This is a genomic window from Corynebacterium marambiense (assembly GCF_016342275.1).
Taxonomy (GTDB): Bacteria; Actinomycetota; Actinomycetes; order Mycobacteriales; family Mycobacteriaceae; genus Corynebacterium; species Corynebacterium marambiense.
Genome location: NZ_JAEIOT010000005.1, coordinates 318,714 through 344,830 on the forward strand (window position 1 = coordinate 318,714; position 26,117 = coordinate 344,830).

A 26,117-nucleotide genomic window follows, 5' to 3' on the forward strand; every position below is an offset into this window, starting at 1 on the left:
GCCGACATGTCCTGGACAAGAGAAGAAATGGCGGCGATCGCCGCAGCCGAGATCAACGACGGCGACTACGTCAACCTGGGAATCGGCATCCCCACGATGATCGCCAACCAGCTACCCGACGGGGTGAACATCATCCTCCAGTCGGAGAACGGAATCCTCGGCATGGGGCCCTTCCCGTACGAGGGGGACGAGGACCCGGACCTCATCAACGCCGGGAAACAGACCGTCACCCTGAACAGGGGAGCGGTGGTGTTCGACTCCGCGGAGAGCTTCGCCATGATCCGTGGCGGAAACCTCAAACTCGCGGTACTCGGCGCCATGGAGGTCTCTGAAAAAGGGGACCTCGCGAACTGGATTATTCCCGGCGTCATGGTCAAGGGAATGGGGGGCGCGATGGATCTCGTGGCCGGTGCCCCCAGAGTCATCGTGCTCACCGACCACGTCGACAAGAAGGGGCGCCCCAAGCTGAAAAAGGAATGCTCCCTGCCGCTCACCGGGACCCAGGTCGTCGACCGCGTCATCACAGACCTCGCGGTGTTCGACATCACTGAGCGTGCAGGAATGGTGCTCCGGGAACTCGCGCCGGGCGTCACCCTCGAACAGATCGAGGAAGCCACTGAAGCGGCATTCACCGTCATCATCGGTGACGCCCGAACCGAAGGAGAACCGTCATGAAACGCGAAGCTGTCATCGTGGGTGCCGCCCGCACGCCCCAGGGAAAACTCCTCGGGGTACTCAGAGAAGTGCAGGCTGTCGAACTCGGCGGAGTCGCCATCAGGGCCGCCGTCGAACGGTCGGGGGTGAACCCTGGGCACATCGACCAGGTCATCATGGGTCAGACGATCCAGGCGGGATCCGGACAGGTTCCGGCACGTCAGGCTGCGATCAGGGGCGGTATTCCCCTCAGCGCGTTCGCAGACACCCTGAATAAGGCCTGCCTCTCAGGCATTGAGGCAGTGGTCCAGGCGGCCCGCCTGATCCGGTGCGGTGACGCCGAGGTCGTTGTCGCCGGGGGACAGGAATCCATGACCCGTGCGCCGCACCTGCTCACCGCGGCACGCTCTGGAACCGCTCTGGGGCCGACCACCGCGGAGGACGCGATGCTGTTCGATGGGCTTCAGGACCCGTACACCGGTGAGACCATGGGGGCTCTCACGGAGCAGGGGAACGGAGACCGGGGCATCACCCGCGAACAGCAGGACGCCATCGCGGAACTGAGCAACCGGCGTGCCCATGAAGCACAGCGGGAGGGGCGATTCCGTGAGGAGATTGCCCCGGTGACCATTCCGAAACGGAGGGGAGAACCCGTCGTTGTGGACACCGATGAGGGAATCCGGGGAGATACCACCCTGGAGAGCCTCGAGAAACTCCGGCCGGCATTTGCCGTGGACGGAACGATCACCGCGGGCAACTCCTCCCAGATTTCGGACGGCGCCGCGGCACTCGTCGTGGTCAGCCGCAGGTATGCGGAACGACACGGGCTGAACGTACTCGCCGCCATCGAAGGATCGGGCAGTACGGGCGGACCGGACCACTACCTCCATTCCAAGCCCGCCGATGCCTTGAAGAAAGCCCTGGCGGACAGCAAAATACGGCTCGAGGACGTCGACTTCATTGAAATCAACGAGGCCTTCGCCGCCGTGGTCGTGCAATCCCTGCGTGACCTCGACCTGGACATGGGAAGATGCAACCCCAATGGAGGTGCGATCGCTCTAGGACATCCCCTCGGTGCCTCCGGAGCACGCGTGCTGGTGACCGCGGTATACGAACTCGCCAGACGTGGAACCGGGACCGCCGCCGTGAGTCTCTGCGGTGCGGGAGGTCAGGGGCAGGCGATGGTGATCAGCCGCTACTGAAAATACCCACGTTTGAGAGTCTCGCTGGCAACTTCAGAAATGTTCCAACCATCACAGATGGAGCTCCCCCGGGGTGATATTTTTTACGGCTTATCGCCGATCATTTTTCCCTCGATTGTTTCGACTATGTGCAGTTTCTCTGGTTATTGCGGGCGCTGGATATGCTTGGGTTGAGGAGCATGTCGGGAGGGGGATGTATCTAGCAGTTATGGTTTATGAACCGCGTACCTAGTTGGGTCGACGAAGAAATAGCTATTGTGGCGACTTTTTTTTATCGACCAAATTAGAAGCATCTTAGTCTTAGGGTAAATGAAGTTTGTTACCTATATAGTGTCCTGGACAATGCTAGTATCCGCCCTTGCGAATAGGGTGTGAGGAGTTTTGAACTCCTAGCGAAATTGCTAGAGAAACGGCATATATTTCTAACTGATTCTCTGAATGTTTTTGTGGTCAGGGCTGATGGTGAAAAGCCTGGCTGAATAATTATTGTGGATACGGCAATCTTTTTTGAAAAATAGATTAGGTATTGAATAGTATCTTGGGTTTACGCTAGCAAACTTTTAAAATATAGAACTTTTCTATAATTTACGAACACCATTTGTTCTTGCTTCGTCCCCTCGAATAATTTATTCCCGGGAATGATTTTGCATTGAGAAGTTTGGGGCTGTATTATTTTTATAATAGTTAAGTTTTGGTCTCTGCTTCGTATCTTGTTTGGAAACGAAAAAATACTAGGACGTTTTTGGGGGTGTCGACCCGAGGTTTGCTTTATTTTACTGAAGTGGTGGCACGTCTGTCCTGACTCTGGATTAGCCAACTGAGTCTTCTACGCGTACCGTAGAGGAGTACTGCTTTTCACCAGCCGGCATCCCCGGTGCAGGTACACCTGATCCGGTTGAATGCCAGTACGGCCTCACCGGATCATCGGGATGCTGGTTGTGTCGTGTCCGCGAAGACGTCGTCAGTCGCCAGGAGCTGACTGCGATGGACTCTCTCGCGTAGACACCATCTCCCATCGACGAGTCAGACGCCCCGACCGGGGCGATCTGTTAGATGTGGACCGGCAAGGCTCAGGTGTGGCAAGCAGGACACGGCACCTCGGGACGCGAGTCTCGGGTAGCGCCGGTCGGTGCGGTCCCATAAGACATGCGCCGATACCAACACCAAGAAAAACAATGTGTGAGCCGCGCGAACAGCGTGCGGAATGACATGAGCAGCGCGAAATATGAAGTCGCGCAGAAGAATGAGGATGGCGCAGTGAACGCCCAGAACGACAATAATGTGAATACCACCGGTGATGAGAATGAGATCATCACCCTGGATGACGTGGTCAACGCAGGTACCGAGAACGGTATCCCCGAGCAGAACACCGAAAACCCCGACAGTGAGACCGTCGTCGTGACGGTCGCCAGCGATGAGGACACCGCCGCCGACGCCGAGGCACTCGCCGAGGTGGTTTCCTCCGAAGGGACTCCCACCGAGGAAGCTCCGGAAATCGCCGCCGACAACGCCGAGCCCGTCGCTGAGAAGCAGGAGACCACCCCTGATAAGGCTCCCGAGCCGGATGCCGAGGAAGAGGACGTAAACGGCTTCGCCGGGCTTGGGCTTCCCGAGCGCACCCTCGAGGCCGTCCGCAAGATCGGCTACGAGTCCCCCTCGCCGATCCAGACCCAGACGATTCCGCTCCTCATGGACGGACGGGACGTCGTCGGGCTCGCTCAGACCGGTACCGGTAAGACTGCTGCATTCGCACTGCCCATCCTCTCTCGGATCGATCCGTCGCTGAAGGCGCCGCAGGCCCTCGTCCTCGCGCCGACTCGCGAGCTCGCGCTCCAGGTCGCCGATGCGTTCCAGGGGTTCGCTGACCACATCGGTAACCGCATCAACATCCTGCCGATCTACGGCGGCCAGGCCTACGGCGTTCAGCTCGGCGGACTGCGCCGCGGTGCTCAGATCGTTGTCGGTACCCCTGGCCGCGTCATCGACCACCTGCAGAAGGGCTCGCTGGACATCTCCGGCTTGCGCTACCTCGTCCTCGATGAGGCCGACGAGATGCTGAACATGGGCTTCCAGGAGGACGTCGAGCGGATCCTCGCGGACACCCCGGCGGAAAAGCAGGTTGCCCTGTTCTCCGCGACAATGCCCAACGGTATCCGCCGCATCTCGAAGCAATACCTCAACGACCCGGTGGAGATCACCGTCAAGTCGAAGACCCGTACCAACACGAACATCACGCAGCGCTACCTCTCCGTTGCGCACCGGAACAAGATCGATGCGCTGACCCGCATCCTCGAGGTCACCGAGATCGAGGCCATGATCGTGTTCGTGCGCACCAAGCATGAGACCGAGGAAGTTGCCGAGAAGCTGCGCGCCCGCGGGTTCTCTGCGGCCGCCATCAACGGTGATATCGCTCAGGCTCAGCGTGAACGCACCGTTGATCAGCTCAAGGATGGTCGCCTCGACATCCTCGTTGCGACGGACGTTGCCGCCCGTGGCCTGGATGTCGAGCGCATCAGCCACGTTCTCAACTTCGACATTCCCCATGACACCGAGAGCTACGTCCACCGCATCGGCCGTACCGGCCGTGCGGGCCGCTCCGGTGAGGCGATCCTGTTCGTCACTCCCCGTGAACGTCGCATGCTGAAGTCCATCGAGCGGGCCACCAATGCGCCGCTCAATGAGATGGAGCTGCCCAGCGTCGAGGAAGTCAACGAATCCCGCAAATCCAAGTTCGCGGACTCCATCACCGCTGCGCTCGAGGATAAGCAGGTCAACCTCTTCCGTCACCTGGTGAAGGCGTACTCCGAGGAGCACGACGTGCCGCTGGAGGACGTTGCGGCCGCACTCGCCACTCAGGCTCAGGCTGGCAATGACTTCTTGCTCAAGGAACAGCCGAAGCGGGACCGTGAGCGCTTCGACCGTGACCGTGACCGCGGTAATGACCGCGGTGGGCGTTTCGAACGTGGCGATCGACCGGACCGTGGTGACCGAAGCGGAAACGCCCGCTTCGACCGGGGCGACAAGAACCTCTCCGTGTATCGTGTCGCAGTCGGTAAACGCCAGCACGTTCGCCCGGGTGCCATCGTCGGTGCGCTGGCCAACGAAGGTGGACTGACTTCCCAGGACGTTGGACGCATCACTATCAATGTTGACCACACACTGGTTGAACTCCCCAAGGATCTGCCCCGTGAGGTCTGGGACAAGCTCTCTGACACCCGCATATCCGGCCAACTGATCCACCTCGAGCACACCCCGGACGCGCCGATCGGACGTCAGTCTTCCGGCGGCAGCGGTTTCCGTGGTGGCGACCGTGGTGGCGATCGCGGTGGCCGTGGTGGTTTCCGCGGCGGTGACCGTGAGGATCGCGGTGGTCGTGGTGGTTTCCGCGGCGGTGACCGTGAGGATCGCGGTGGTCGTGGTGGTTTCCGCGGCGGTGACCGTGAGGATCGTGGTGGTCGTGGTGGTTTCCGCGGCGGTGACCGTGAGGATCGTGGTGGTCGTGGTGGTTTCCGCGGCGGTGACCGCAATCATGACCGTGGCGGCTGGCGCAACTAGCTTCGGCCGACGGGCTTTCCCGACTGTCCCCTGAGTGGGGAGTCGGAATGTCAACCCCCTGATCAGACACCGGTTCAACGGGTCTGCTCAGGGGGTTTCATGTGTGTAGGTCCGAGGCTGCGACGGTTATCAAAAAAGAAAGGCTTGCCTAAAAAATGCTAGTTGTTGTGTGAGTAAATACTGGAATAACAATGAGAATGCTCGTGGGTCCCCGTGCGTTGAACCCTCGCCGTACAATTCCCGCCCGCCACAGAACTAGAACACGCATACACGATGAACCTAAGATTCAGACCTCTATCGAAAACCGCGGTGGCTGCCCTCGCCGCCCTGACCATCACCTGCCCGTTGACCTCGGCCATCGGGGTCGGTGTCGCGGCGGCGGATGTCAACTCGACCATCGGTCTTGAACCTACCCCGGGAAAACAACAGTCCTACCCGGACGACCATCGTGCACTCGCGTGGGGTATCCGTTTCTCTTTTATGAACTATGTAGACGGACGTCAGCCCCAGCATGTTCTCGAGGCCCGCTTCCGCAACGGATCGGTCCAGTGGCCCTACATCTCGACGTCGACTCTGGCAGACGGGCGGATCCAGGTGCAGTAAGGCGGAACGATCAACTTTATGAAGTGCTGCCCGCAGGACGGAACCGGTTATGCGCGGGGTCAGTGTGACCTCGACCTGACGTTCGCGGATCCCCGCATAGTCTTTGACCCGGTCACGGGCGAGGGTGAGCTGCACATCAACCGGCACACGAAGCAGTACAACGGTGGTTGGTTCGGGCCGGAGGAAGTGCTCCTCGGCGCCCTCAACGTCGGTGCCGGGCGTTTCAACAGCGAAGATGGGGTGATGACCTGGGATCACGTCACCGCGACCCTGACTGAAGAAGGGAACACCGCTTTCTCCAACTTCTACACCCCAGGCGGGAACCTCGCCCCACTCAATTTCAGCTACCCCGGTTCCTTCACCGGCGGGCTCGAGGGTCCCTCCTGTCGTGCCACCAGTGACGTCATCACGGACATCCCCTGGGACAACGCGGTGAGTGTGTTCGAGCACAGCTCCGGTGCCGTGATCGTCGTGGCCAACTACGACGGGACCGGACCGTCCAGGGTTATTCAAAAGGCCTCAAGACGCAGCTCTTCAGTGAAGAGATTGACAGTATCCTCAGTTCTGATGCCGCGTGGGACAAACCAGACGGACACCCTCTACTACGCAGGCTCCGACAAGCTCTCCGCCTACAAAGTCTCAGTGCCCACCTCCGGGTTGTCTCATGATACCGTCGCCGCCACCGTGCCGGAAATCTCAACGATCACGGTGAATGGGGAGAAACAGGATGCTAGGAACAAGATCACCGGTGTCGCATTTGGGGAGGAAACCGGAACTCTCGGCGTTCTGTACAAGACTGGCCGCCAGCATGGGGGTTCATCTCCGTCGACCGCTCGGGAACGGCGAAGAACTGGGATCTGCCCCGCGCCTTAGATGTCCTGGGCAGGGAACTGGACAACGACTACACCGTGTACCTGTACGGCGACGAGTACAACTACGGCTGTCGCACCGGGCTCAGGGCTCTCCCCGACGGGACCTTCCTGCACGTCAGGGATGGCAATTTCGTCTACGAGGACGGCAGCGTCAGTGGTGGCGTGCCCGTGCACATCGATCCCTCCGCGGAGACGGTGACTCCGTTCATGAACATGGTGGATCTGCAGAACGAGATCCACGGTGTTCATCTTGGGTCCAACGGAACCAGGGGAGTAGCGGTACGTGGTGATCTCGTAGCCATCTGGAACAATCTCTCCTGGACCGAGAGCCCAGAACCGCAGAGTGATCAGACGCGGCCCCTGATCGCGTTCTACCGCTACAACAACGCCGGTCAGAGTTTCACCAGGCTCGGTGCAGGTGTCGTGGGGGACAAGGTCGACGAATACGCCGGTGTCGGATTCCTCGCTTATGGTGACGCTGTCGTCGCTTCCGGACGCTCCGGTGAGGTCGCTATCGTCGATCCATCCTCGAACGGGCTCGATGGAATCAGCGACCAGATCGGTTACAGTCAACACGTGAAGGACACCCGTTTCCTCTTCAACGAGGGAATCAGGGAGTTCAGCGATGGTTCGCTCTACATCATCGATCGTTCGCAGGATTCCTTCGGCAAGAACTTCTTCGTCGGTGTCGTGCGTCTGTCCCCGACGGGGTCCACTAGCCAGCGGGATCCCGAGATCGAACAGATCCACATGGACTATGTAGCACCCGTCCAAGAGGATCCGACTGAGACATCTGAACCGACTTCCACTGGGACGTCTGAGCCGACCTCGACCCAGACTCCTGAACCGGCAGAACCCACTGGCTCCGCGAAGTCCTCATCGGCAGCACCGCTCAACCTTCTGGGAATCGGTGTGCTGTTGGCCCTGATTGCGGCGATCTTCCACTTCATCACCCACCCGATGTAGAGCACGCGTTTGCTGTGACAGGACGCGTCAGGATCGGTGCCGGGCTCGGTAACCGCAGTCAGATTCCGATGGCGGATCCGCACCCGCTAACGAAACCCGGAGCTGAGTGGATAGGATCAACAGAAGCCACGCTTTTACCGGCCACCCCGTAAAGTCGTTATTGGTCCGGTCCTCCCGGAAGTCCCAATCGCTCGCGTACGGCACCCGGCCTCCGCGGCCGAGTGCCCCGACCCTCGGAAAGAACAATCCATGCATACCTTGTTCCGTCGCTCAGTCACTCGATCGGGTATCGCGGCCGTGACCGCCCTGGCCATGTCTGCGGTGGTCCTCGCACCGGTCTCGGTTGCCGAGGAAACCCGTGTAGATACCGTCGTTGGAGCGGTCGAGGCCACCGGGGAGAACCGGGACGGCGCAGTCGCGGTAATTGAAAAGTCCGCAGCTGCCCCGCTGGCACTGGTGGCTCCTCCGGAGGACTACACCCCGCCGAAACCGGCCGGTTCTGCGGCGCAGCTTTCCTCGGGTTTTAATGTTCTGAACAGCACCGAGTCACTGTCCGGTAAGAGCATCAGTCTGAGTGCAACGTTGGGCCCAACCGGCATCATCGGCCTCGGCTGGTTGTTCGCTCTAGTGTTCATCATCGCCCGGCAGGCCAACGTCCTCCCCACGCCCCTGGTCGATTTTTCGCCGTCTGCGGATGCTCTGCAGGGGTTGTCCTCCCGGATTCTTCCGCAGCCCGCCCGCTGACCACAAGCTCGACGCCCGAACGGGGTTCAATCCTGGACGGTGATCATGAAAAAGACCCGTTCTGAACCCGCTGCAAAGTCGGGTCGAACGGGTCTTTTCGTACGTTCTTGTGCCTGTGGCTCGGTCGTGAGACTCAGATCATCATCAGGATCGCGACGATGAACCACAGGAGGGAGAAGATGCCGCCGAACATCGAGAGCTTCTTCGTGATGGTGGGCCAGTCGACGGCAGTTGCCGTGGTATCTGCGGTTGTCCCTATGTTCAGCGCTGCGGCAGGATCATCATCGTCGGTGGCGACCCCGAGATCGGCCATCAGCACCTTCTGGCGGGGGATAATCAGGAAGAACAGGATTCCCCAGGCTATTACGGACAACAGAATCGATGCGTGGAAACGACCGTCCTTCAGAAATGCCGTATCGGTGAAGAACAGTCCGAGTCCGAGTAGGGGAACGAGAAGTGACAGGAAACCGTAGGTTTTCGTGATGCGGTGGAGCATCGCCGCGGAACCCACCGCGGGCTTGTCACCGTCATGGGCGGCGCGGGCACGGCCCTGGAACATGGAGACGGCGATGGTCACCGGACCCAGGAAAACGATTGCTGCCAGCACATGCAGAATGCTGATGAGATTGTCCACGTCGGGGATCGGCCTCTCGAAAATTGGGGAAAAGAAGGTCACCGACCACCATAACCCGGCGAGCGGTGACCGAGGCAAAGGGTGGGGCTGCTTCAGAAGAACGCGTCGGCTATCCCCGCGAGCAGGCACTGCCGCTGCATCGTCGCCGCATCGTCGACGGTGAGGGCCAAGTGGTACTCCCGAGCCACCGCCGCCAGCCTGCGTACGTACCAGCAGCGCGCCCAGCGATCTGCGGGCAACCAGTCCGCAGGAAGGGAATCGGACTTCTCGCGGTTCTGTCGGGCGGTGACGACGACGAGATTCGCCGGGTCGTTCGCGAACCGGATGCGCGTGCTCCGGTCCCACTCGGCCGCGCCCATGTCCCATGCCGCGGAAAGTGGGTAAACGTGGTCGACCTCGATACGTTGACCCGGGTCCGTGGGGCTGGTAGCCATCATCCACCCGGAGTACGGATCGCGCCCGGGTGCGGCATGCACACCGCAGTCTGGGGTGACGGTCGCGTCCGGGAACTCGGCGACGAGCATCACCTCGTGGGTCGTGCAGGTTCGGGATCCGATGTGCGCCCGGTTCCAGCCGGTTCCAAACCGGTTGCGATGGTATCCGGGGACATCGGGACGGTTTTCGGTGAGGGAGATGCGTGGCAGTGTTTCGGCCAACGATGGTGGGGGAGCCTGTCCCGGTGGAATCCGGCCCATCGTCGGGGCGAGGGTGTACATCCCGAGCAGCAGGGTCGACAGAGTGAGGAGGCGGAGGACCCACGTCGGGGGATGAACCGGATTTACGGTGTTCGTCATGGACATTCTGACTCGCTATGAGCGGGTCCGGTTCCGCCGGATAGCGGCGAAGCCCGCCCCACCGTGAGGGTGGAACGGGCGTCGGGAAGGCGTGTCAGAGGAGGATGATCGGCTAGATCTCGCCCTTGGCGACCTTGGCCTGAACCTCTTCCACGGCGAGTTCCGGGTTCTCGTCCGCGAGCTTCGAGAGGCGCGCGGCCTCGTCGAATTCCTTGGTGACGCCGCGGGACGGGGGAGCGGTCGTGAGGGAGACGGCGATCATGACGATGGCCGCGAGGAAGAAACCGGGAACCATCTCGTAGAGAGTGTCGCCCAGCGGGGACTGGCCCCAGAAGAACGAGACCAGCGCACCGGTGGCCATACCTGCGATGGCCCCGGGGGTGTTGAGGCGGCGCCAGTAGAGCGATGCGATCACCACGGGACCGAATGCCGAGCCGAAGCCGGCCCAGGCGAACCCGACCAGTCCGAGGATTGACGCGTTCGGGTTCCATGCCAGGATGGCGGCGATCATGGCGACACCGACCACCGCGGTACGGGAGTAGTACACGAGCTTCTGGTTGGTCATCGGGCGCTTGTGGAACAGGCGCAGCAGATCCTCGATGAGAGCGGATGAGGTGACCAGAAGCTGCGAGGAGATCGTCGACATGATGGCGGCCAGTACAGCGGTGAGCACCAGTCCGGCGATCAGCGGGTGGAACAGGATACGGGCCATGTCGAGGAAGATCGTCTCGTAGGAGTCGCGGTCGGTGATCGCGATGTTCGGGTCCTGGCCGAAGAATGAGGTGCCGATCAGTGCGACGGCGGCGGCGCCAATGACGCAGAGCAGCATCCAGCCGATGCCGATGCGACGGCCTGCCTTCGCCTCCTTCGGGGAACTGAGCGCCATGAAACGGACGATGATGTGGGGCTGTCCGAAGTAGCCGAAGCCCCAGGCGAGGTTACCGACGACGGCGGCGAAGGAAACACCGGAGATCATGGAGAAGTAGTGGGTGTTCACCTCCCCGTCCGTCCAGGGGCCGTATTCCCGGGTGGTGGCCCAGGTGAAGATGGAGCCGGGGTCATTCATCACGAACAGTGCCATCACAGGAACGATGAGCAGCGCGGCGAACATGATCATGCCCTGCACAGCGTCGGTGTAGCAGACGGCGAGGAAGCCGCCGATGACCGTGTAGATGACGGTGACGACGGCGACGACGAGGAGACCGGTGTGGTAGTCACCGTCAAAGGTCGCCTGGAAGTACTTGCCGCCCGCCACCATGCCCGCGGAGACGTAGAAGGTGAAGAACACCAGGATGATCAGGGAGGAGATGATGCGCAGTGTGTGCGAGCTGTCCCGCAGTCGGTTCTCGACGAAGGAGGGGATCGTGATCGAGTTGTTCGCGATCTCCGTGTAGCTACGTAGTCGTGGTGCGACCCAGAACCAGTTGGCCCAGCAACCTATGAGGAGGCCGATGGCGATCCACAGCTCCGAGAATCCGGTGACGAACAGGGCCCCAGGGAGGCCCATGAGGAGCCAACCCGACATGTCCGAGGCGCCGGCGGAGAGCGCGGCAACGAACGGATTCAGGCCGCGTCCGGCCAAAACGTAATCGTCGTATTCATCGGTCTGGCCGAAGCCCCAGAAGCCGATGGCGAGCATGACGAGCATGTAAATAACAATGGCTATGACGAACCAGGTCTGTTCGGCCATGTGTCCTCCTAATGTGCTTGATGGCGGTGTATGCGATGGCTACCGTCTCGTGCAGTGAGGTCTCGTTGCGAGGTACCCGTGTGCCGCTCGAGGAGCACCCCGGTCGTGAGACAAGCCTTAACGACGGTTTCACACCAGCTTAGAGCGAGCAACCTGAAGCGGGTTACTCGACAAAAGTAATTACTGTGAGGGCTGTCGAGAATTGTCGTCTCGACGTTGCGGAAACTGGTGGTGAGGCTTATTTTCTCGGCTGAGAGCCCCGCTTGTGTTGGCGGTGTTCGCGGCGCCCCTGGGATGGTGCCCGGTTTGGGGGTGGTCGAAAACCAGCCAACCCTTGACTGGTGGGAATGGCTGCGGTTCGTGAGTGCCGAACATTTGTTCACCCGTCATGAGTGGCCTGCTCGGTACCGGTGGTAGAAAAGACAGCATGACGTCGACGCCCACCCACCTGGTCCACGGACTGTGGTGTCGGGAGACGGGATTTCATCTGTGGATCGAGCAGGTGGAGGGACATCGGGTGGTCGGACCGGATTCCGTTCCGCGGGGCACGCTGCCTGCCGTACTGGAGGTGGCACTCGCAGGCCGACCGTTCCGGCACAGAATCCCCGTGGTCCTTCAGACCCCAAAGCAGCGTCGGGTGAGTCTCACCGTCCCCACGGCAGCGTTCACGCCAGCGCAGGCAGTGGAGCTGTTGGCGCAGCTGGCTCCGCTGGATCAACCCGGGCCCGGGGTACCGCGGAACCAGCGGGCGGCCGTCGCTCCCGACTTGCTCTGGCTGATCCGGTTGTATCTGGGACTAGAACGGTTCGTCCGTGCAGGGCGGGTATCTCTGCGGTGCCGCTGGAACGAAGGCGAGTGGTGGCCGGAGTGGCAGTTGGTCCTGGGCGCTGACGAGGCGATGTGGCTGACCGCGATGGCCGCCGCTGCACCGCGGATCTTGACGGTCAACGCCTCCACCGCGATCGCCGAGGAGCTGGCTAGTGTGCTCCCGCACTGGATCGCTCTCGCATATCTCGCCGATGTCGATCTTGCGACCTCGGACCGTGAACCTCACCCGTTTGTTCGTGCCCTGCTCGCCGGTGAAGCGTTCCGCCGGGGTAGCGCTCGATTGGTTGCCGGGCTGACGGAATGGCGCGACTCCCTGGACAGTGAACGGTTGGAACTGGTTTTCGTCGTGGAGGAACCCAGGTCCGTGGATGAAGATCCGCGCGGTCCGGTCCCGTCAGCCCCGGGAGATGACGGGGTGGCCGAAGTGTCGCGGGCGCTGGCGGCCAGGCGGACCGTCACCGCTCTCCGCGGCCTCGCCGACACCACGGACCGGCCGCCTGTCGCGGACGAAAAGGTCGGTGAACTCTGGCGTATCCAGGTTCGCGTGCGCAAGGACGGCGGGACACCGGAACCGTTCCGGCGGGGGATCTGGCCCGTCGAGATCTGGCAGAAACTGAGTGACCGGCACCAGCGGGCCATCTGGATCAGCGGACTCCTCGATGATTCCCGGTTCGGGGTCGCGCTCCGGGGAGTCGTCGGAGGGGACGACGGGGACTGGGACGTCGCACTTACGGGCAGTCAGATCCTCACCTTCATCGAGAAGGACGCGGAGGCGTTGCGGAAGGAGGGGTTCCTCGTCATGCTGCCCGCCTCGTGGTCCCGTCAGGAGGTCGGACTGAAGGTCTCCACCTCCTCGCCCCAGGACCCAGGGGTGGAGGGGAGCACCCACCGGCGGTTCGGTCTCGACCAGATCGTCGAGTACGACTGGCGCCTCAGTCTCGGGGACACGGTCCTCAACGCGGAGGAGATGGCCGATCTGGTCAACTCTCGCGACGGACTGGTCAAGCTCCGCGACAACTGGGTGGTGGCCGACCGGAAGAGCGTCGCGAGGGTGGCGAGGTACGTCAGCCAACTGGTCCGGGCCGGCGAAGGGCACCTGCAGGAGGAGGTCGAACGCTGCCGTGGGGCACTGGCTGCGGCGAAGATGTCGGGTACTGGGGACATCGAGGAGTTCGAGAAGGCGTTGGCCGACGCCGAGCGGGCGTACGCCGAGGAAACCGGCACTTCGGGTTCCCTCTCTGCGGCGGAACTCCGGAAACTCGCCCTGGAGAACTCCGCTGAGGACGACACACCCGTGGAGTTCACCGCGACCGGATGGCACGCTCGGTTCATGGGGGATACCGTCGGCGCCGGAGACGGGGACGCGGGGCCCGCCGTACCTGACCAACCAGCGCCCGTCCGTCTCGCGGTACCGGACACCGTTCACGCGGAGCTCCGTCCCTACCAACGTCGGGGTGTGGACTGGCTTCACTGGATGTCGCGGGCTGGGCTCGGGGCGGTACTCGCCGACGACATGGGGCTGGGGAAGACCCTCCAGATTCTGGCGCTCACCGCCGTGGAGAAGGAGGAGGCGGGAACAGACGGGGAATTCGGCCCGACCCTCATCGTCGCCCCGAATGCGGTGCTCGCGAACTGGGCCGCGGAAGCCCGTCGCTTCGTCCCGTCCCTGAAGGTCATCATCCATCACGGTGGATCCCGGCTGAAGGAGGATGTGCTCAGTGCTGCGGTGGAGGGAACCGACATCGTCATCACCAGCTACGGCACCGCGGCCCGCGACCGGGCGACCCTCAGTGCAATCGACTGGTGGCGGGTGGTCCTCGATGAGGCCCAGCACATCAAGAACTCCGCGACGGCGGTCTCCAGGGCCGTCAGGTCCATCCCCTCGCGGCACCGCGTCGCACTGACCGGAACACCGGTGGAGAACCGGTTGTCCGAACTACGCTCGATCATGGACTACTGCAATCCCGGCGTGCTCGGCAGCGCTAACTTCTTCCGCAACCACTACGCGAACGCCATCGAGAAGTATGGCGACGAGGAGATGTCCGAAAGACTCCGTACGTTCACCGCCCCGTTCATTCTCCGCCGGGTCAAAACCGATCCGTCGGTCATCGATGATCTCCCGGAGAAGAACGAGACCATCCTCCGCGTGCCGATGACACCCGAGCAGGCCGCGCTGTACCAGAGCTACGTCAACGATGTGAAGGAGAAACTGGCGGGAACCGAGGCCATCGCGCGACGGGGTCTCGTCCTCGCGGCGATCACCAGAACGAAGCAGATCTGCAACCACCCCGCGCACTATCTGGGGGACGGGTCACCGGTCTCACTCCGAGGGAAACACAGATCCGGCAAGGTATCGGCACTCATGGATTTGCTCGACGAGACGACCGCGGAGGGGGAGAGGACCATCGTGTTCACCCAGTACCGGGCATTCGGCACCATCCTCGCCCCTTACCTCTCGTCCCGCTTCGACCGGGAGATCCCGTTCCTCCACGGTGGACTGTCGCGGGCCCGACGAGACCGGATGGTCGCCGATTTCCAGGCTCCCGACGGTCCACCGGTGATGATCGTCTCGCTCAAGGCTGGCGGTACAGGACTCAATCTCACCGCCGCCAACGTCGTGGTGCACATGGACCGGTGGTGGAATCCCGCCGTGGAGAACCAGGCGACAGATCGTGCCTACCGGATCGGCCAGCTCAAGGACGTCCGCGTCTACATGATGGTCACCGAGGGCACGATCGAGGAGTCGATCCAGGAGGTCCTCGAGGGGAAACGCCGTCTCGCCGGGACCGTCATCAGCGGGGGAGAGGGATGGATCACGGAACTGTCGGATGAAGAACTGGCGGAACTGTTCAGCTACCGGGACCGAGTCGGTGCGAGGGGGTCCCGGGCCGCCGATCCGCCGACCGGTCCGGTCACACTGAAGGAGGAGACGGAGCGATGAGTCCCAAGGAAAAGCCTCGCAGGGGACACGTGACGGGGGCCGACAACGTCATCTACGCCAACTTCGGACGCACCACCCGGGTCACGGAGACCTCCCGCCCCGGAACCTCGCGGAAGAAGACCGCCCCCGTGAGCCCCGTCACCCGTAGGCTCGGTGAGGGGGTCGCCGAGCTGGCCGAGGAGGGGCGACGGAAGCGCGGCCGCGCCTACGCCGACAACGGGAACGTGCTCTCGGTCGTGGTTGACCGGGACCGCATCACCGGCACGGTCGCCGGAAGCCAGAACGAGCCGTTCACCGTCACCGTGGGACTCGCGTACAGGAGCGCCGAGGACCTGCAGGAGGCGATCAGGGTTCTAGCAGGGGACCCCCGCGGCATAGACGCCGTGCGCCGCGGCAGCATTCCCGATGAGGTCCTGGATGTCCTGCTCTGCGCGGATGCCGCGGAACTGCGACTCCACTGCACCTGCCCGGACCCGACGCCGGTGTGCAAGCATTCCGTGGCGGTCGCCCGCGTCGCTTCGGAGAAGTTCGATGCCGGTCCGCACCTCCTCTACGCACTGCGCGGCGTCGACCCGGTGTCCGTGCAGCGGAGCATGAGTGGGGCGGTGGCCAAGCGCGGGGAAACAGCGGTGGTGAGTTCGGAGGAGTTCTGGCAGGGCGGGCAGTTGCCCCCGCTGCCGGACCCGGCGCTGGCTCCGCTCATCGACGACACCGACCCCGAGAAGCTCGCCGACGCGTTGTTCACGGCCTCGTACACCAGGATCGAGGCCCGCGCCGGGGTCGCCGACATCACCGAGCTCTACCATCACCTCACCCGCGGACCTCGGAGCAGTACATGACCACGATCACCTTCCTCCACACGTCCGACTGGCAGCTCGGGATGGAACGCTGGTTCCTTCCACCAGAGGCACAGTCCCGCTTCGACCAGGCCCGCATCGATGCCATCCGGGCACTCGACGCCGCAGCGGTCGACCACGGGTGCTCGTTCATACTGGTCGCAGGCGATGTCTTCGAGCACAACAGCCTCGCGGACCACACCACCGGGCGTGCTCTCGAGGCACTGGCGTCGCTGCGAACCCCCGTCTGGCTCCTGCCCGGCAACCATGACCCACTGACGGCTACGAGCCCTTTCTATGGTGCGTGCACCATCCCCGGCGTCAATGTCCTGGCCGACGATACGCCGGTGGAGGTAGCCCCCGGGATCGAACTGGTCGGTGCGCCACTCACCGCCAGATACGCGAGTGAGGACCTTGCTGCCCGCGCACTCGCACGACTGGAACCCACATCAGGTATCCGGATCCTCACCGCCCACGGACAGGTGCAGCACCGGGGAGGCGAACCGGCCCCGGGGTTACTCGACCTCGGCACCCTGGAAGACGCGGTGGCGCGCCGGGTCATCGACTACGTCGCACTCGGTGACACCCACTCCGCCCAACCGGTGGGCGGAACAGGGAGAATCTGGTTCTCCGGTGCTCCGGAGGTCACCGACTACCACGATCTCGACTCCGCTGGGGGCGGGGAGGACAACTCGGGCACCGCCCTCGTGGTCACGGTGACCGTCGATGACGACGATCCTGACTCGGTGGCGGACGTCTCGGTCGAGCAGATCGACGTCGGGACGTGGACTTTCGAGGCGCTCGGTGCGGAAATCAACTCCGCCGAGGATGTCACGGCCTTCATCGCCCGGCTGGAGGCCTACCCGGATAAGGCCCGGACGGTGATCAAGTACGCGCTCCGCGGATCCGTCGACCTCTCCACGTGGCAGCGGCTCGAATCCGGGATCACCCGCCTGCAACCCCGGTTCGCTTCCCTCCGTGAACGCCCCCGGCTGATGGATATCACAGTGGTTCCGTGCGACGAGGAGCTCCGGGAGCTCCAGCTGTCGGGCTACGCGGCTGGCGCATGGGACGAGCTCCTCGACGCGGCTCTCGGCTCCGAAACTACGCCCGCCGATCCGGTCGCCAGGGATGCCCTCCGGCTGCTCCACCGATTCGCTGAGAAGGGACACTGACATGCGCATCCACTCGATCACCCTCGACAACGTCCGTGGAATCGGTCATCTGGAGCTCAGTGACCTGCCCGAAACCGGTCTCATCGTCATCAGCGGAGACAACGAACAAGGAAAATCGACCATCCTCGAATCCGTACGGACGGTACTCACCGTTCCCCACTCGAGCAGCCGCAAAGAGGTCAGGGCACTTCAGCCGGTCGGGGAGGACGTCGCGCCCCGCATCGAACTCGCCGCGACGGTCGGTCCCTATTCCTTCACCGTCACGAAAAGCTATCTCCGGCAGAAGTCAGCTGTACTCACCGTGTGTCGGCCCCATTCGGAGAACCTCACCGGGCGTGACGCTGAAGACCGGCTTACCGCAATCCTCGACGAGTACTTGGACACCGCTCTCATGGACGTTCTCTTCGTCCGACAGGGCGAGCTGGATGCCGCGGTCTCGACCGCAGGTGTCCCCTCGCTCGCCCGTGCGCTCGAATATCCGGATGGCCCGAATAGCGATGTAGGCTCCCCGGTTGAGGAAGGAGAAGAACTCCTTCGGCGCGTCGAGGAAGAGTACGAGCGCTACTACACCGCCGCCCGCGGGGCGGAGACAGGGGAACTCAAAGCGACGCGGAAAGCCGCGGACAGTGCCGCGACGGAACTCGATGATGCCGCCGCTGACGTCGAGAGGCTCGCCGGGTACGTGGAGGAGGTCCGCCGCTGGTCCGAGGAAGAGTCCGCGGCGCGGGGGCGCCGCCCCGGGGCCATCAGAGAACGCGCCGAGCTGCGGGCTTCCGCGAAGCAAGCGGAGCAGGCGGCTGCTCGTGTGACGGCGGCGGAGAACGCTCTCACCGCAGCCACCGCGACCCTGGAGGCGTCGCTGGCGAACCTCCGGCGGCGGAAGGGACTCACTGCCCAGGTGGCGACGATGGCGGAGGAACTCGCCGCCCTCACCGATGCCCGTACGGATCTCGCCGAGGCCGCAGACCGGGAGCAACGTCGGATCGACGAGCTTCGGGTGGAGCTCGGCGCGGCAGAGGAAGACCTCACAAAAGCCACAGAGCTGGTGGAGTCCAGGGAACGGCAGCACAAGGACGTGCTCGTCGCTCTGCGGCGGACGGAACTCGAGGGTGTCCTCGGGGAACTCGATGCGCTCGACGGGCGCATGTCGACGCTCCGGGCGGAGTTGGCGGAGAACATCGTCACCGAACCGGATGTCGCCGCAGCGGAGAAAGCAGAACTCGAGCTCACCCTCGCCCGTAGCAGGAGGGACTCGGCGTCGGCCAAGATCTCCCTGACAGCGGCGGAACCGACCGACGTCGCGATCGACGGGGAAGCCGTCACGCTTGACGATGACGGGCGCACCTATGACATCACTGAGACGATGACCTTCACCACGGCGGGGGTGACCGCCGTGATCACCCCCGGTGCCGGAATCGAAAGCGCGAACGCCGATGTCAGTTCCGCGGAACAGGCGCTTGAGACCATACTTCGGGCGATGGAATGTCCGGATGTAGATACGGCCAGGAAACGGCTCGCTGGATACCGGGCGCAGGAGCGGGAACTTGCGGCCCTCCGCCGGGAGCGTCAGGCCACGCTCGCAGGGCGGGACGAACACGCGATGAAGCACGAAATGACCGCACTCGGTGATCCTGGAACCGGACTCCCGGCGGGTCCGGACGATCTCGACGATGTCGAGGAAAAACTCGAGGCGGCGAAGACCGCCAAGCTTGACGCCGAGAACCGGGTTGCGCTCGTCAGGACGCAGTTGTCTGCTCAATCGGAACGTCGGGCCAAGGAGGCTCTCGCTGTCCACGACGCGAGAATCGGGTTCTCGCGTGCGGCCCTCACTCGTGCTGAGGAGGCTCTCGACGGAGGGGAACCGGACATCTCGGAGCCGACCGAAACTGAGCTGGAGAAGCTCATCGACACGCAGACGCGAGCGAAGACGGATGCTGCCGGGGAACTTGAAGCAGCCAGACTGGAGCTCGACGCGGTGAACCCCGAACTGGTCGACAAACTGCTCCGAGGCGCGGAAGCGCAGGTGCGGTCGATCGATGAGACGATCAGGCAGGCGGAACGTGCGGTCGCGGAAAACAGGGGACGGATTGAGCAGGCCACCGGTGCAGAAGAACGCCTGGAGAAAGCAGCGTCCGCTGAACGACGGGCTCGGGAGGACCTGTCATCGACGCTTCGTCGGGCGGAAGCAGCGGGGAAACTGCGGGAGGTCCTTCTCCGGCACCGGGACCAGGCGCGTCGCCGGTATGCGGAGCCGTTCGCACGGCGACTCACCACGATGGCTGCGACCGTGTTCGGTCCGGACGTGAGTTTCGGATTGACGGAGGAGCTTGCGGTCGCGGACCGTACCCTCGGACAGTTGACCATCGACGTCGACTCGTTGTCGGGCGGTGCCCGGGAGCAGATTGGAATTCTCGTTCGACTGTCCGTCGCGGAACTGGTCGGACAAGCTGAGGGGGTGCCTGTGTTCATCGATGATGCGTTGGGGAGCACGGATAGTGGGCGTCTCCGCCGGATGGCGACGGTCCTCGCCGACGCCGGAAAAGTGGGGCAGGTGTTCGTCCTCACCTGTGTGCCGGCCCGCTATGACCACGTCCCCGGGCGTCGGCACCTGACGATGTCGGAGCTGCGGAAGTGATGACGACCCGGATGTCATGGTCGCCATATGGGGGTTCCACATGTACTCCACGGCCAATCTCGGGGTCGGGAAGTGGTGTCAGGTTCACGTCCCCGGTTCTCCTTATCCGCTACGGACCAGTGCGCACTTACCGGGGTTAACCGGGCTGTCACACTCATACCTCGTGGTTCCGGGATTTCGAGCTTGGAGTGACGCCCGATACAGTCAATGGCATGAATAGGGATCCCCAACCGGCGCCACGCTGGCTGTCGCCGGAGGAGCAGGCATTCTGGCGTCTCCTTCTCTCCGCGGTACGTAAGGCGAGCCGGTGCATCGAGGAGACACTGGTCACCGACCATGGGCTGTCCACGTCCGAGTTCGCTGTCCTCGTCAGCCTCTCAGAGAATCCTGACCGGCAGATGCGACTTCGGGATATCTGTTCCGACCTCGACTGGGACCGGTCACGGATGTCGCACCAGATCACCCGGATGCAGCGTCGTGGCCTCGTGATTAAAACCCGGTGCGCGGGTGACGCGCGCGGAGTGGTCGTACAGATCACCCCTGAGGGGACCGAACGTCTCGTCGCGGCGGTACCGAAGCATGTTGAGTCGGTGCGGCGTCTGATCTTCGACGACCTGGATCCCGCCGACATTCCCCTATTGAGCCGGTACCTCGAGACCGTATTGAAGGTCGACAACGTCCCCGGGGCCGAGGGATTCGATCCCGAACGGCACGCATTCCCCGACACCGACGGGTCGACCGCGTAACCGGATCGCACCCCGTGCTTGATCGGTCACCCGGCACCAGCACAGATGTGCGCCGGGAAAGATCAGGGAAAGGTCCGGGAAATCCCTGATGTGGTTGACCACGGTACCCCGGATAATGGAATCCGTAGGGGAGATCATCAACCAGCCCGTCCCCGGCAGCTCGAGAAAGGTGCGATCATGGAATACGGACATACTGACAGCGGCCCCCGCACCGGGGATGGTGCACCTCTTCTGAAGCGGAAACTGCGTCGCAGCGCAACCGACAGGATGGTCGCCGGAGTTCTTGGTGGAATCGGAGAGACCTACGGGATCAACAGCACCTTGCTGCGCATCTTGTTCGTGGCGTCGTTCCTGCTCCCCGGCCCCCAGATGCTGTTCTACTTCGTCATGTGGTTCATCATGCCCAGTCCTGAGGCGTGACCTGGTTCCGGGCAGCCAGACCCGCCGAACTGGAACGGCCTGTGACCGTGAGGGCCTGACCCCGTAGAACCTCCAGGTCAGGCCCTCAGAATGTGGTTGGGGGGCTGGGTGTCGTGCCGCCGGGTTGAGTTGACGCCCAACCCGTCAATGACTGCACTGCGCTCGCGCTGGTACCTCCCAGCTCAGGAGCGATCGACTGGAAGGATTACTCCGTATCCGTCGGTCCGTGTCCCGGACCCGCGGGGGTCTCGCCGGGTCACCCGGTGGCCAGGAACGGTCTTCCGCGAGACCACTCAATCAACTGTCATCGCTGGACGTTTCGTCGGGGAATCTGCGGAAGCTCGTCGGAGTCGGGAACCGGGTCTCGTAGTTCAGTACCCGGACGGAATCAGCTGACGGATACGCAAAGGAGAGGCTCCACCACTGTTGGTGGTGGAGCCTCTCCTTGTCTGTGGTGCCCCCGACACGAATCGAACGTGCGACCTTTGGTACCGGAAACCAATGCTCTATCCCCTGAGCTACGGAGGCGTGTCAACGTGGTTCCTGGTGGAGTAGCGTACCCCGCACCGGTGACCGCGCAACGCATATGACTTTAGCACCCGAGGGGGCTCGGTCACCAAACGGCTCTCCGGTAGCTGGTACCGGCGCAGGTGGGCGGTCCCTGGGTGGTGCCCTGAACCGGTGGGAAGGTTGTCGCCCACTAATCCATCGACTGCGCGTTACTCTGGTTTCTTGGGACTGGCCCTTCCTCTCGGCCCTGATCATCCGGCTGAATCTCGGGGACACCCTAGGGCATTGTTCCGTAGTCGGAACGGGTCTGCGTCACCGGTGCCCCGGGCGGATGTCGACCATCCAGTACGCCGCAGTAGTCTCGCCCGGTCACCACGGGGTGATGATCCGACGTGCCTAGTCTGCATCCGTCCGGAACGAGGGCCTGGGCCTCACCTGTGACACCGGTCCGGGGTGCTCTCCACAAGGTCCCGTATCGACTGCTGCATGGAACCTTCAGTGGGGTCGCATGACTACTGTTTCTACGGATTCTGCACGGCGCCGTCGCGGCCCGGAAGCGAACCGCTCCCGGCGAGGTATGCACACGATCCCGATCGTCGGACCCGGCCCGGGATATATCCCCGAAGCCCGAATCGGTGTCTGGTTCCCTGGTGGTTGCCGCGATAGGTATAGCGTCGGGCTTCCGCTCCATAGGTATCGGTCGAGGGCCCACGGGTCGCTGGTGGGTAGGACCCATATGGGCCTGGTGCCGGTCGACAGGTTTTTCGCTCGGTCAGATGCTACGGGATAGGGAGGCATCAGCGACCGCCGTGTCGAGCGTAGCGGGTGTTCCGGCCCGGACGTGGGGAATCGGCGGTGCGAGTGAACCATCGGCACGTGGTCACGGAATACACCGTGAGGTGGTCAGACGCCTGTTGCAGACAAAGGACACCGGGCGACCGGAGGTTCGGTCACTCAGTGTCCTTTGATTTGAGGTTGAGCGGCGCGGTCAGTCGACGATCACGACGATCAGCGTGCGGGGGCCGTGAACCCCCTCAACGCGACTGAGTTCGATGTCCGAGGTCGCGGACGGGCCGGAGATCATCGTGATCGGCTGGCGCCGGTCGAGGCGCTCGATCATCGCGGGGACTCCGTAGACGACGCTGTCGCGGCGCACGATGCAGATGTGGCAGTCCGGGACGAGGGTCAGGGCACGGCGTCCGCATTCGGGGCCGGTTTCCAGGCAGATCGTGCCGGTCTGCGCCGAGGTGACCCTGCTGTCTGTGACCACGACGTCGACCTCGTTGAGAAGCCGGGGGTCGGTGTCCCAGTCGTCGGGCCCGGCGTCACCGTCGAAGCCAGAGAACAGTTCGGCATCAAGGCCCTCGGCGTACCGGACCGTGCGGGCGCCCCGGCCCTTGAGGATCGAGGTGATGGTGTCGCTGACCTTGTCCGGTGTGGTCTCCTCGACGATGGCCTTGTAATCGAGGAGCCTGTCGACCAGGACCTCCTTGAGCTCAGGCCAGTCCATGTCGGGCTCAAAATTGTACTCGCGGGGAACCGCCACCGGGCCGGGGGCGGTGTTGGCGAGCTTGTGGGCGTTCCTGATCCGCTTCAGAATCTCCTTCTTCGCGGCCGCATTCGTCGAGCGCTCCAGTGCGCTGCGGGTGCCGGTGGACATCAGTTCTCCTCCCCGTTCTCGTCGCCGGAGGCGGCGTTCTCAGAGCCGGGGATACCGGTGCGCCGCGCTTCGGCGAGCAGTTCCCGGGCCTCGTCGGTGTCGAACCACTGCCGGAACGATTTCTTCGGTGGTACGCAGGTGTCTCGCACGTCGGTCCAACCGGCGAGGAAACTCGGCAGATGGGTGATCCGCCCATCGAAGCCGCCGAGGATCCGGCCGAGGAACACCAGGTGCGTTGCGGCGTTCCAGATGTGCCGGTTGCCGAAAGCGAGCCCCATGGCGCCCATGATGACACCCTCGATCTTCGGTTTGTGACCCTCGATCTTCTGGTGCCGCAGCTCCAGCAGCGCGGACGGGATGTCGATTTTGACCGGGCAGGCCTCGTAGCAGGCACCACACAGTGAGGATGCGTACGGCAGGGAGGCGTTCGGATCATGGGCCGAGTCGATTCCCGTGAGTTGCGGGGTGAGGATCGCGCCGATCGGACCCGGGTAGGTCGAACCGTAGGCGTGCCCACCGGCACGCTCGTACACGGGACAGACGTTGAGGCAGGCCGAGCAGCGGATGCACTTGAGTGCCTCGCGGCCGATCTCGTTGGCGAGTGCCGCGGTCCGTCCGTTGTCGATGAGCACGATGTGGTAGTTCTGTGGACCGTCGCCCTCGGTGACACCGGACCACAGGGAGGTGTAGGGATTCATCCGCTCACCGGTGGAGGAGCGGGGGAGCAGCTGCAGGAACACCTCGAAGTCGCGGAATGTCGGCAGGAGCTTCTCGATGCCCATCACGCTGATGAGGGTCTCGGGCAGGGTGAGACACATCCGCCCGTTGCCCTCGGATTCGACGATGGCGACGGTGCCGGTCTCCGCGACGCCGAAGTTCGCGCCGGAGATCGCGACCTTCGCGCGCATGAACTGCTCCCGGAGGAAGAGCCGTGAGGCTTCCGCGAGTTCGGCAGGCTCGGTTGACAGGGTCTCGTCGGTGGTGGGCATCTCCTTGACGAAGATGTCCCGGATCTCGGCGCGGTTCCGGTGGATGGCGGGGACCAGGATGTGACTCGGTGTGTCGTGGCCGAGTTGCACGATCAACTCGGCGAGGTCGGTCTCCCGGGCAGAGATCCCCGCCTCCCGGAGCTGGTCGTTCAGCCCAATCTCCATCGTCGCCATCGACTTGATCTTGACGACGTTGGTTTCGCCGGTCTGTTTGACGAGTTCAGTGACGATGGCGCCCGCCTCGTTGGCGTCCCGCGCCCAGTGCACGTGTCCGCCGCGGGCGGTAACGGACTGTTCGAACTGTTCGAGGAGTTCCGGCATCCGGGCCATGACATCGCGTTTGATGTGGGATCCGGCTTCACGAAGCCGCTCCCAGTCATCAATCTCGGTGATGACCTGCATGCGCTTGTCGCGGATGGTGTGGGTCGCCTTGTGCAGGTTGCGGCGCTGGGTGGCGTTGTCGAGTTCGGTCTCCGCCGCCTTGGTGAAGCTCTGGGTGCCGCGGAGGTGTCCGACACCCTTCGGTGCGCGGGGCGGCATCTTCGGGGTTCCGAGGAGCGTTGTCACAGCATGGCCTCCTTCGAGTAGATGGCGGAGTCCGGCTGCCACGGGTGCTGCTTCGTGGAAGCGAGGATCTCAGCCATGTGGAGGGCTCGCACACCCGACTGCTGCCGGGAGAGCGACCCACCGATGTTCATCAGGCAGGAGGCGTCACCGGCGGTGACGTATTCTGCCCGGGTGTCGCGGATGTTGCGGACCTTGTCGGCGACCATCGCCGCCGAGGTGTGGGCGTTCTTCACGGAAAACGTGCCGCCGAATCCGCAGCACTCGTCCGCGTGGGGCAGTTCGACGAGATCGATTCCCTCGACGTTGCGAAGCAGCCGGAGCGGACGGTCACCGACCTTGAGGAAGCGGAGCGAGTGGCAGGTCGAGTGGTAGGTCACCCGGTGGGGGAAGAATGCCCCGAGCTGATCGACGCCGGCGACATCGATGAGGAACTCCGAGAGATCGTAGGTCTTGTCGGCGGTCTTCTGGGCGGCGTCCGCCAGTCCCTTCCTGCCGTACCGCTTGGCGACGTGAACGTGCTGTTCCCGGACGGCGCCCGTGCAGGAACCGGAGGGGGCGACGACACAGTCGATCGACGGGTCGGAGAAGGCATCGACGTAGTTCTCGATCTGCGGAACCGCTTCACGCTGGTATCCGGTGTTGACGTGCATCTGACCGCAGCAGGTCTGCTCCGGGGGGAAAACGACCTCGTGCCCGAGGCGTGAGATGACCACAGCGGTGGCCTTGACCGCGTCTGGGAACATCGCGTCCCCGATGCAGGTTGAGAAGAGAGCGACACGCATGGGTGCTCCTCGCTGTTGATGGGCTGTCTAATTCACTGAAGCCTTGCCTAATCCGCCATGGGTGAATGTGGTGGCACGACTGATGGTTTCCACGATACTCCTCCGGCCGGTTGTGAGTCACACAAAAACAGGAGTCTTCGTGGGGGTTGTTCTCGGAGGAACACAGCTGTTCCTCGACGATAACGGTGCTGGTGAACGTCTTTATTTCTAGATCCGCGCCGAAGCCCGATAGATGTGGCTGTAGTGGGTGTAAGGAAGGGAATTCGGGAGTATTCGAAAATGTAAATTTGTGGCGGTGACAATTTTTGCATTCG

Annotated in this window: 18 protein-coding genes, 1 tRNA gene and 1 pseudogene; 13 read left to right on the top strand and 7 right to left on the bottom strand. The window is 63.1% G+C overall.

Features of this window, described 5'->3' with window-relative positions; all coding sequences use genetic code 11:
• Positions 1-6 precede the first annotated feature (6 nt).
• The 7 genes from JDV76_RS04140 to JDV76_RS04170 all read left to right on the top strand — a co-directional run bounded on the left by JDV76_RS04140 (position 7) and on the right by JDV76_RS04170 (position 8,596).
• Positions 7-675 carry a 3-oxoacid CoA-transferase subunit B gene (locus JDV76_RS04140; RefSeq protein WP_198735610.1) on the top strand — a complete coding sequence of 223 codons (669 nt, stop codon included), beginning with the start codon at positions 7-9 and terminating at the stop codon, positions 673-675.
• Positions 672-1,856 (top strand): acetyl-CoA C-acetyltransferase, encoded by a 1,185-nt coding sequence (locus tag JDV76_RS04145; RefSeq protein WP_198735611.1) that lies wholly within the window; start codon positions 672-674, stop codon positions 1,854-1,856. The genes JDV76_RS04140 and JDV76_RS04145 overlap by 4 nt, the downstream gene beginning before the upstream one ends.
• Positions 1,857-3,065: 1,209 nt before the next feature.
• The gene (locus JDV76_RS04150; protein WP_232958826.1) at positions 3,066-5,411 is read left to right on the top strand and encodes a DEAD/DEAH box helicase; all 2,346 of its coding nucleotides are present in this window, start codon (positions 3,066-3,068) and stop codon (positions 5,409-5,411) included.
• A gap of 309 nt (positions 5,412-5,720) precedes the next feature.
• Positions 5,721-6,014, top strand: a complete 294-nt coding sequence (locus tag JDV76_RS04155) for a hypothetical protein (RefSeq protein WP_198735612.1) — start codon at positions 5,721-5,723, stop codon at positions 6,012-6,014.
• Positions 6,015-6,023: 9 nt separating this feature from the next.
• Positions 6,024-6,887 (top strand): HtaA domain-containing protein, encoded by an 864-nt coding sequence (locus JDV76_RS04160; protein ID WP_336244243.1) that lies wholly within the window; start codon positions 6,024-6,026, stop codon positions 6,885-6,887.
• Positions 6,888-6,922: 35 nt separating this feature from the next.
• A complete protein-coding gene (locus JDV76_RS04165; protein ID WP_198735614.1) occupies positions 6,923-7,852 on the top strand; it encodes a hypothetical protein in 930 nt (309 codons plus the stop codon).
• A gap of 249 nt (positions 7,853-8,101) precedes the next feature.
• Positions 8,102-8,596, top strand: a complete 495-nt coding sequence (locus JDV76_RS04170; protein WP_198735615.1) for a hypothetical protein — start codon at positions 8,102-8,104, stop codon at positions 8,594-8,596.
• A gap of 133 nt (positions 8,597-8,729) precedes the next feature.
• On the opposite strand, the gene JDV76_RS04175 is transcribed toward JDV76_RS04170, so the two are convergent.
• The 3 genes from JDV76_RS04175 to putP all read right to left on the bottom strand — a co-directional run bounded on the left by JDV76_RS04175 (position 8,730) and on the right by putP (position 11,714).
• Positions 8,730-9,230 carry a DUF2269 domain-containing protein gene (locus JDV76_RS04175; RefSeq protein ID WP_198735616.1) on the bottom strand — a complete coding sequence of 167 codons (501 nt, stop codon included), beginning with the start codon at positions 9,228-9,230 and terminating at the stop codon, positions 8,730-8,732.
• A 92-nt stretch (positions 9,231-9,322) separates the two neighbouring features.
• On the bottom strand, positions 9,323-10,024 hold the full coding sequence (locus JDV76_RS04180; protein WP_198735617.1) for an HNH endonuclease family protein: 702 nt from the start codon (positions 10,022-10,024) through the stop codon (positions 9,323-9,325).
• A gap of 112 nt (positions 10,025-10,136) precedes the next feature.
• Complete coding sequence (putP, locus tag JDV76_RS04185; RefSeq protein WP_198735618.1) at positions 10,137-11,714, bottom strand: sodium/proline symporter PutP; 1,578 nt, start codon at positions 11,712-11,714, stop codon at positions 10,137-10,139.
• 427 nt (positions 11,715-12,141) lie between these two features.
• Between putP and JDV76_RS04190 the strand changes: the two are divergent.
• The 6 genes and pseudogenes from JDV76_RS04190 to JDV76_RS04215 all read left to right on the top strand — a co-directional run.
• Positions 12,142-15,408, top strand: a pseudogene (locus tag JDV76_RS04190) (SNF2-related protein); the annotation flags it as partial.
• 71 nt (positions 15,409-15,479) lie between these two features.
• Positions 15,480-16,322: an SWIM zinc finger family protein gene (locus tag JDV76_RS04195; protein WP_198735619.1), complete on the top strand. Its 843-nt coding sequence runs from the start codon at positions 15,480-15,482 to the stop codon at positions 16,320-16,322.
• A complete protein-coding gene (locus tag JDV76_RS04200; protein ID WP_198735620.1) occupies positions 16,319-17,494 on the top strand; it encodes a metallophosphoesterase family protein in 1,176 nt (391 codons plus the stop codon). The genes JDV76_RS04195 and JDV76_RS04200 overlap by 4 nt, the downstream gene beginning before the upstream one ends.
• Before the next feature lies 1 nt (position 17,495).
• Entirely contained in the window at positions 17,496-20,129 is a 2,634-nt protein-coding gene (locus tag JDV76_RS04205) for an AAA family ATPase (protein ID WP_198735621.1), read from the top strand.
• A gap of 212 nt (positions 20,130-20,341) precedes the next feature.
• Positions 20,342-20,875: a MarR family winged helix-turn-helix transcriptional regulator gene (locus JDV76_RS04210; RefSeq protein WP_198735622.1), complete on the top strand. Its 534-nt coding sequence runs from the start codon at positions 20,342-20,344 to the stop codon at positions 20,873-20,875.
• 177 nt (positions 20,876-21,052) lie between these two features.
• A complete protein-coding gene (locus tag JDV76_RS04215) occupies positions 21,053-21,295 on the top strand; it encodes a PspC domain-containing protein (RefSeq protein ID WP_198735623.1) in 243 nt (80 codons plus the stop codon).
• 452 nt (positions 21,296-21,747) lie between these two features.
• On the opposite strand, the gene JDV76_RS04220 is transcribed toward JDV76_RS04215, so the two are convergent.
• The 4 genes from JDV76_RS04220 to JDV76_RS04235 all read right to left on the bottom strand — a co-directional run bounded on the left by JDV76_RS04220 (position 21,748) and on the right by JDV76_RS04235 (position 25,803).
• Positions 21,748-21,823, bottom strand: a tRNA-Arg gene (locus tag JDV76_RS04220).
• A gap of 970 nt (positions 21,824-22,793) precedes the next feature.
• Positions 22,794-23,465 (bottom strand): LutC/YkgG family protein, encoded by a 672-nt coding sequence (locus JDV76_RS04225; protein WP_198735624.1) that lies wholly within the window; start codon positions 23,463-23,465, stop codon positions 22,794-22,796.
• Positions 23,465-25,021, bottom strand: a complete 1,557-nt coding sequence (locus tag JDV76_RS04230; RefSeq protein WP_198735625.1) for a lactate utilization protein B — start codon at positions 25,019-25,021, stop codon at positions 23,465-23,467. Before JDV76_RS04230 ends, JDV76_RS04225 begins: the two co-directional genes overlap by 1 nt.
• On the bottom strand, positions 25,018-25,803 hold the full coding sequence (locus JDV76_RS04235) for a (Fe-S)-binding protein (RefSeq protein ID WP_198735626.1): 786 nt from the start codon (positions 25,801-25,803) through the stop codon (positions 25,018-25,020). Before JDV76_RS04235 ends, JDV76_RS04230 begins: the two co-directional genes overlap by 4 nt.
• Positions 25,804-26,117 lie beyond the last annotated feature (314 nt).

What these genes read in the sequence shown, in the direction of transcription:
- JDV76_RS04150 (WP_232958826.1), top strand. Translation starts at nt 3,066, where the DNA reads ATGAGCAGCGCGAAATATGAAGTCGCGCAGAAGAATGAGGATGGCGCA.
- JDV76_RS04225 (WP_198735624.1), bottom strand. Translation starts at nt 23,465, where the DNA reads ATGTCCACCGGCACCCGCAGCGCACTGGAGCGCTCGACGAATGCGGCC.
- JDV76_RS04200 (WP_198735620.1), top strand. Translation starts at nt 16,319, where the DNA reads ATGACCACGATCACCTTCCTCCACACGTCCGACTGGCAGCTCGGGATG.
- JDV76_RS04205 (WP_198735621.1), top strand. Translation starts at nt 17,496, where the DNA reads ATGCGCATCCACTCGATCACCCTCGACAACGTCCGTGGAATCGGTCAT.
- JDV76_RS04170 (WP_198735615.1), top strand. Translation starts at nt 8,102, where the DNA reads ATGCATACCTTGTTCCGTCGCTCAGTCACTCGATCGGGTATCGCGGCC.
- JDV76_RS04195 (WP_198735619.1), top strand. Translation starts at nt 15,480, where the DNA reads ATGAGTCCCAAGGAAAAGCCTCGCAGGGGACACGTGACGGGGGCCGAC.
- JDV76_RS04180 (WP_198735617.1), bottom strand. Translation starts at nt 10,024, where the DNA reads ATGACGAACACCGTAAATCCGGTTCATCCCCCGACGTGGGTCCTCCGC.
- JDV76_RS04215 (WP_198735623.1), top strand. Translation starts at nt 21,053, where the DNA reads ATGGAATACGGACATACTGACAGCGGCCCCCGCACCGGGGATGGTGCA.
- putP (WP_198735618.1), bottom strand. Translation starts at nt 11,714, where the DNA reads ATGGCCGAACAGACCTGGTTCGTCATAGCCATTGTTATTTACATGCTC.
- JDV76_RS04210 (WP_198735622.1), top strand. Translation starts at nt 20,342, where the DNA reads ATGAATAGGGATCCCCAACCGGCGCCACGCTGGCTGTCGCCGGAGGAG.
- JDV76_RS04145 (WP_198735611.1), top strand. Translation starts at nt 672, where the DNA reads ATGAAACGCGAAGCTGTCATCGTGGGTGCCGCCCGCACGCCCCAGGGA.
- JDV76_RS04140 (WP_198735610.1), top strand. Translation starts at nt 7, where the DNA reads ATGTCCTGGACAAGAGAAGAAATGGCGGCGATCGCCGCAGCCGAGATC.
- JDV76_RS04235 (WP_198735626.1), bottom strand. Translation starts at nt 25,803, where the DNA reads ATGCGTGTCGCTCTCTTCTCAACCTGCATCGGGGACGCGATGTTCCCA.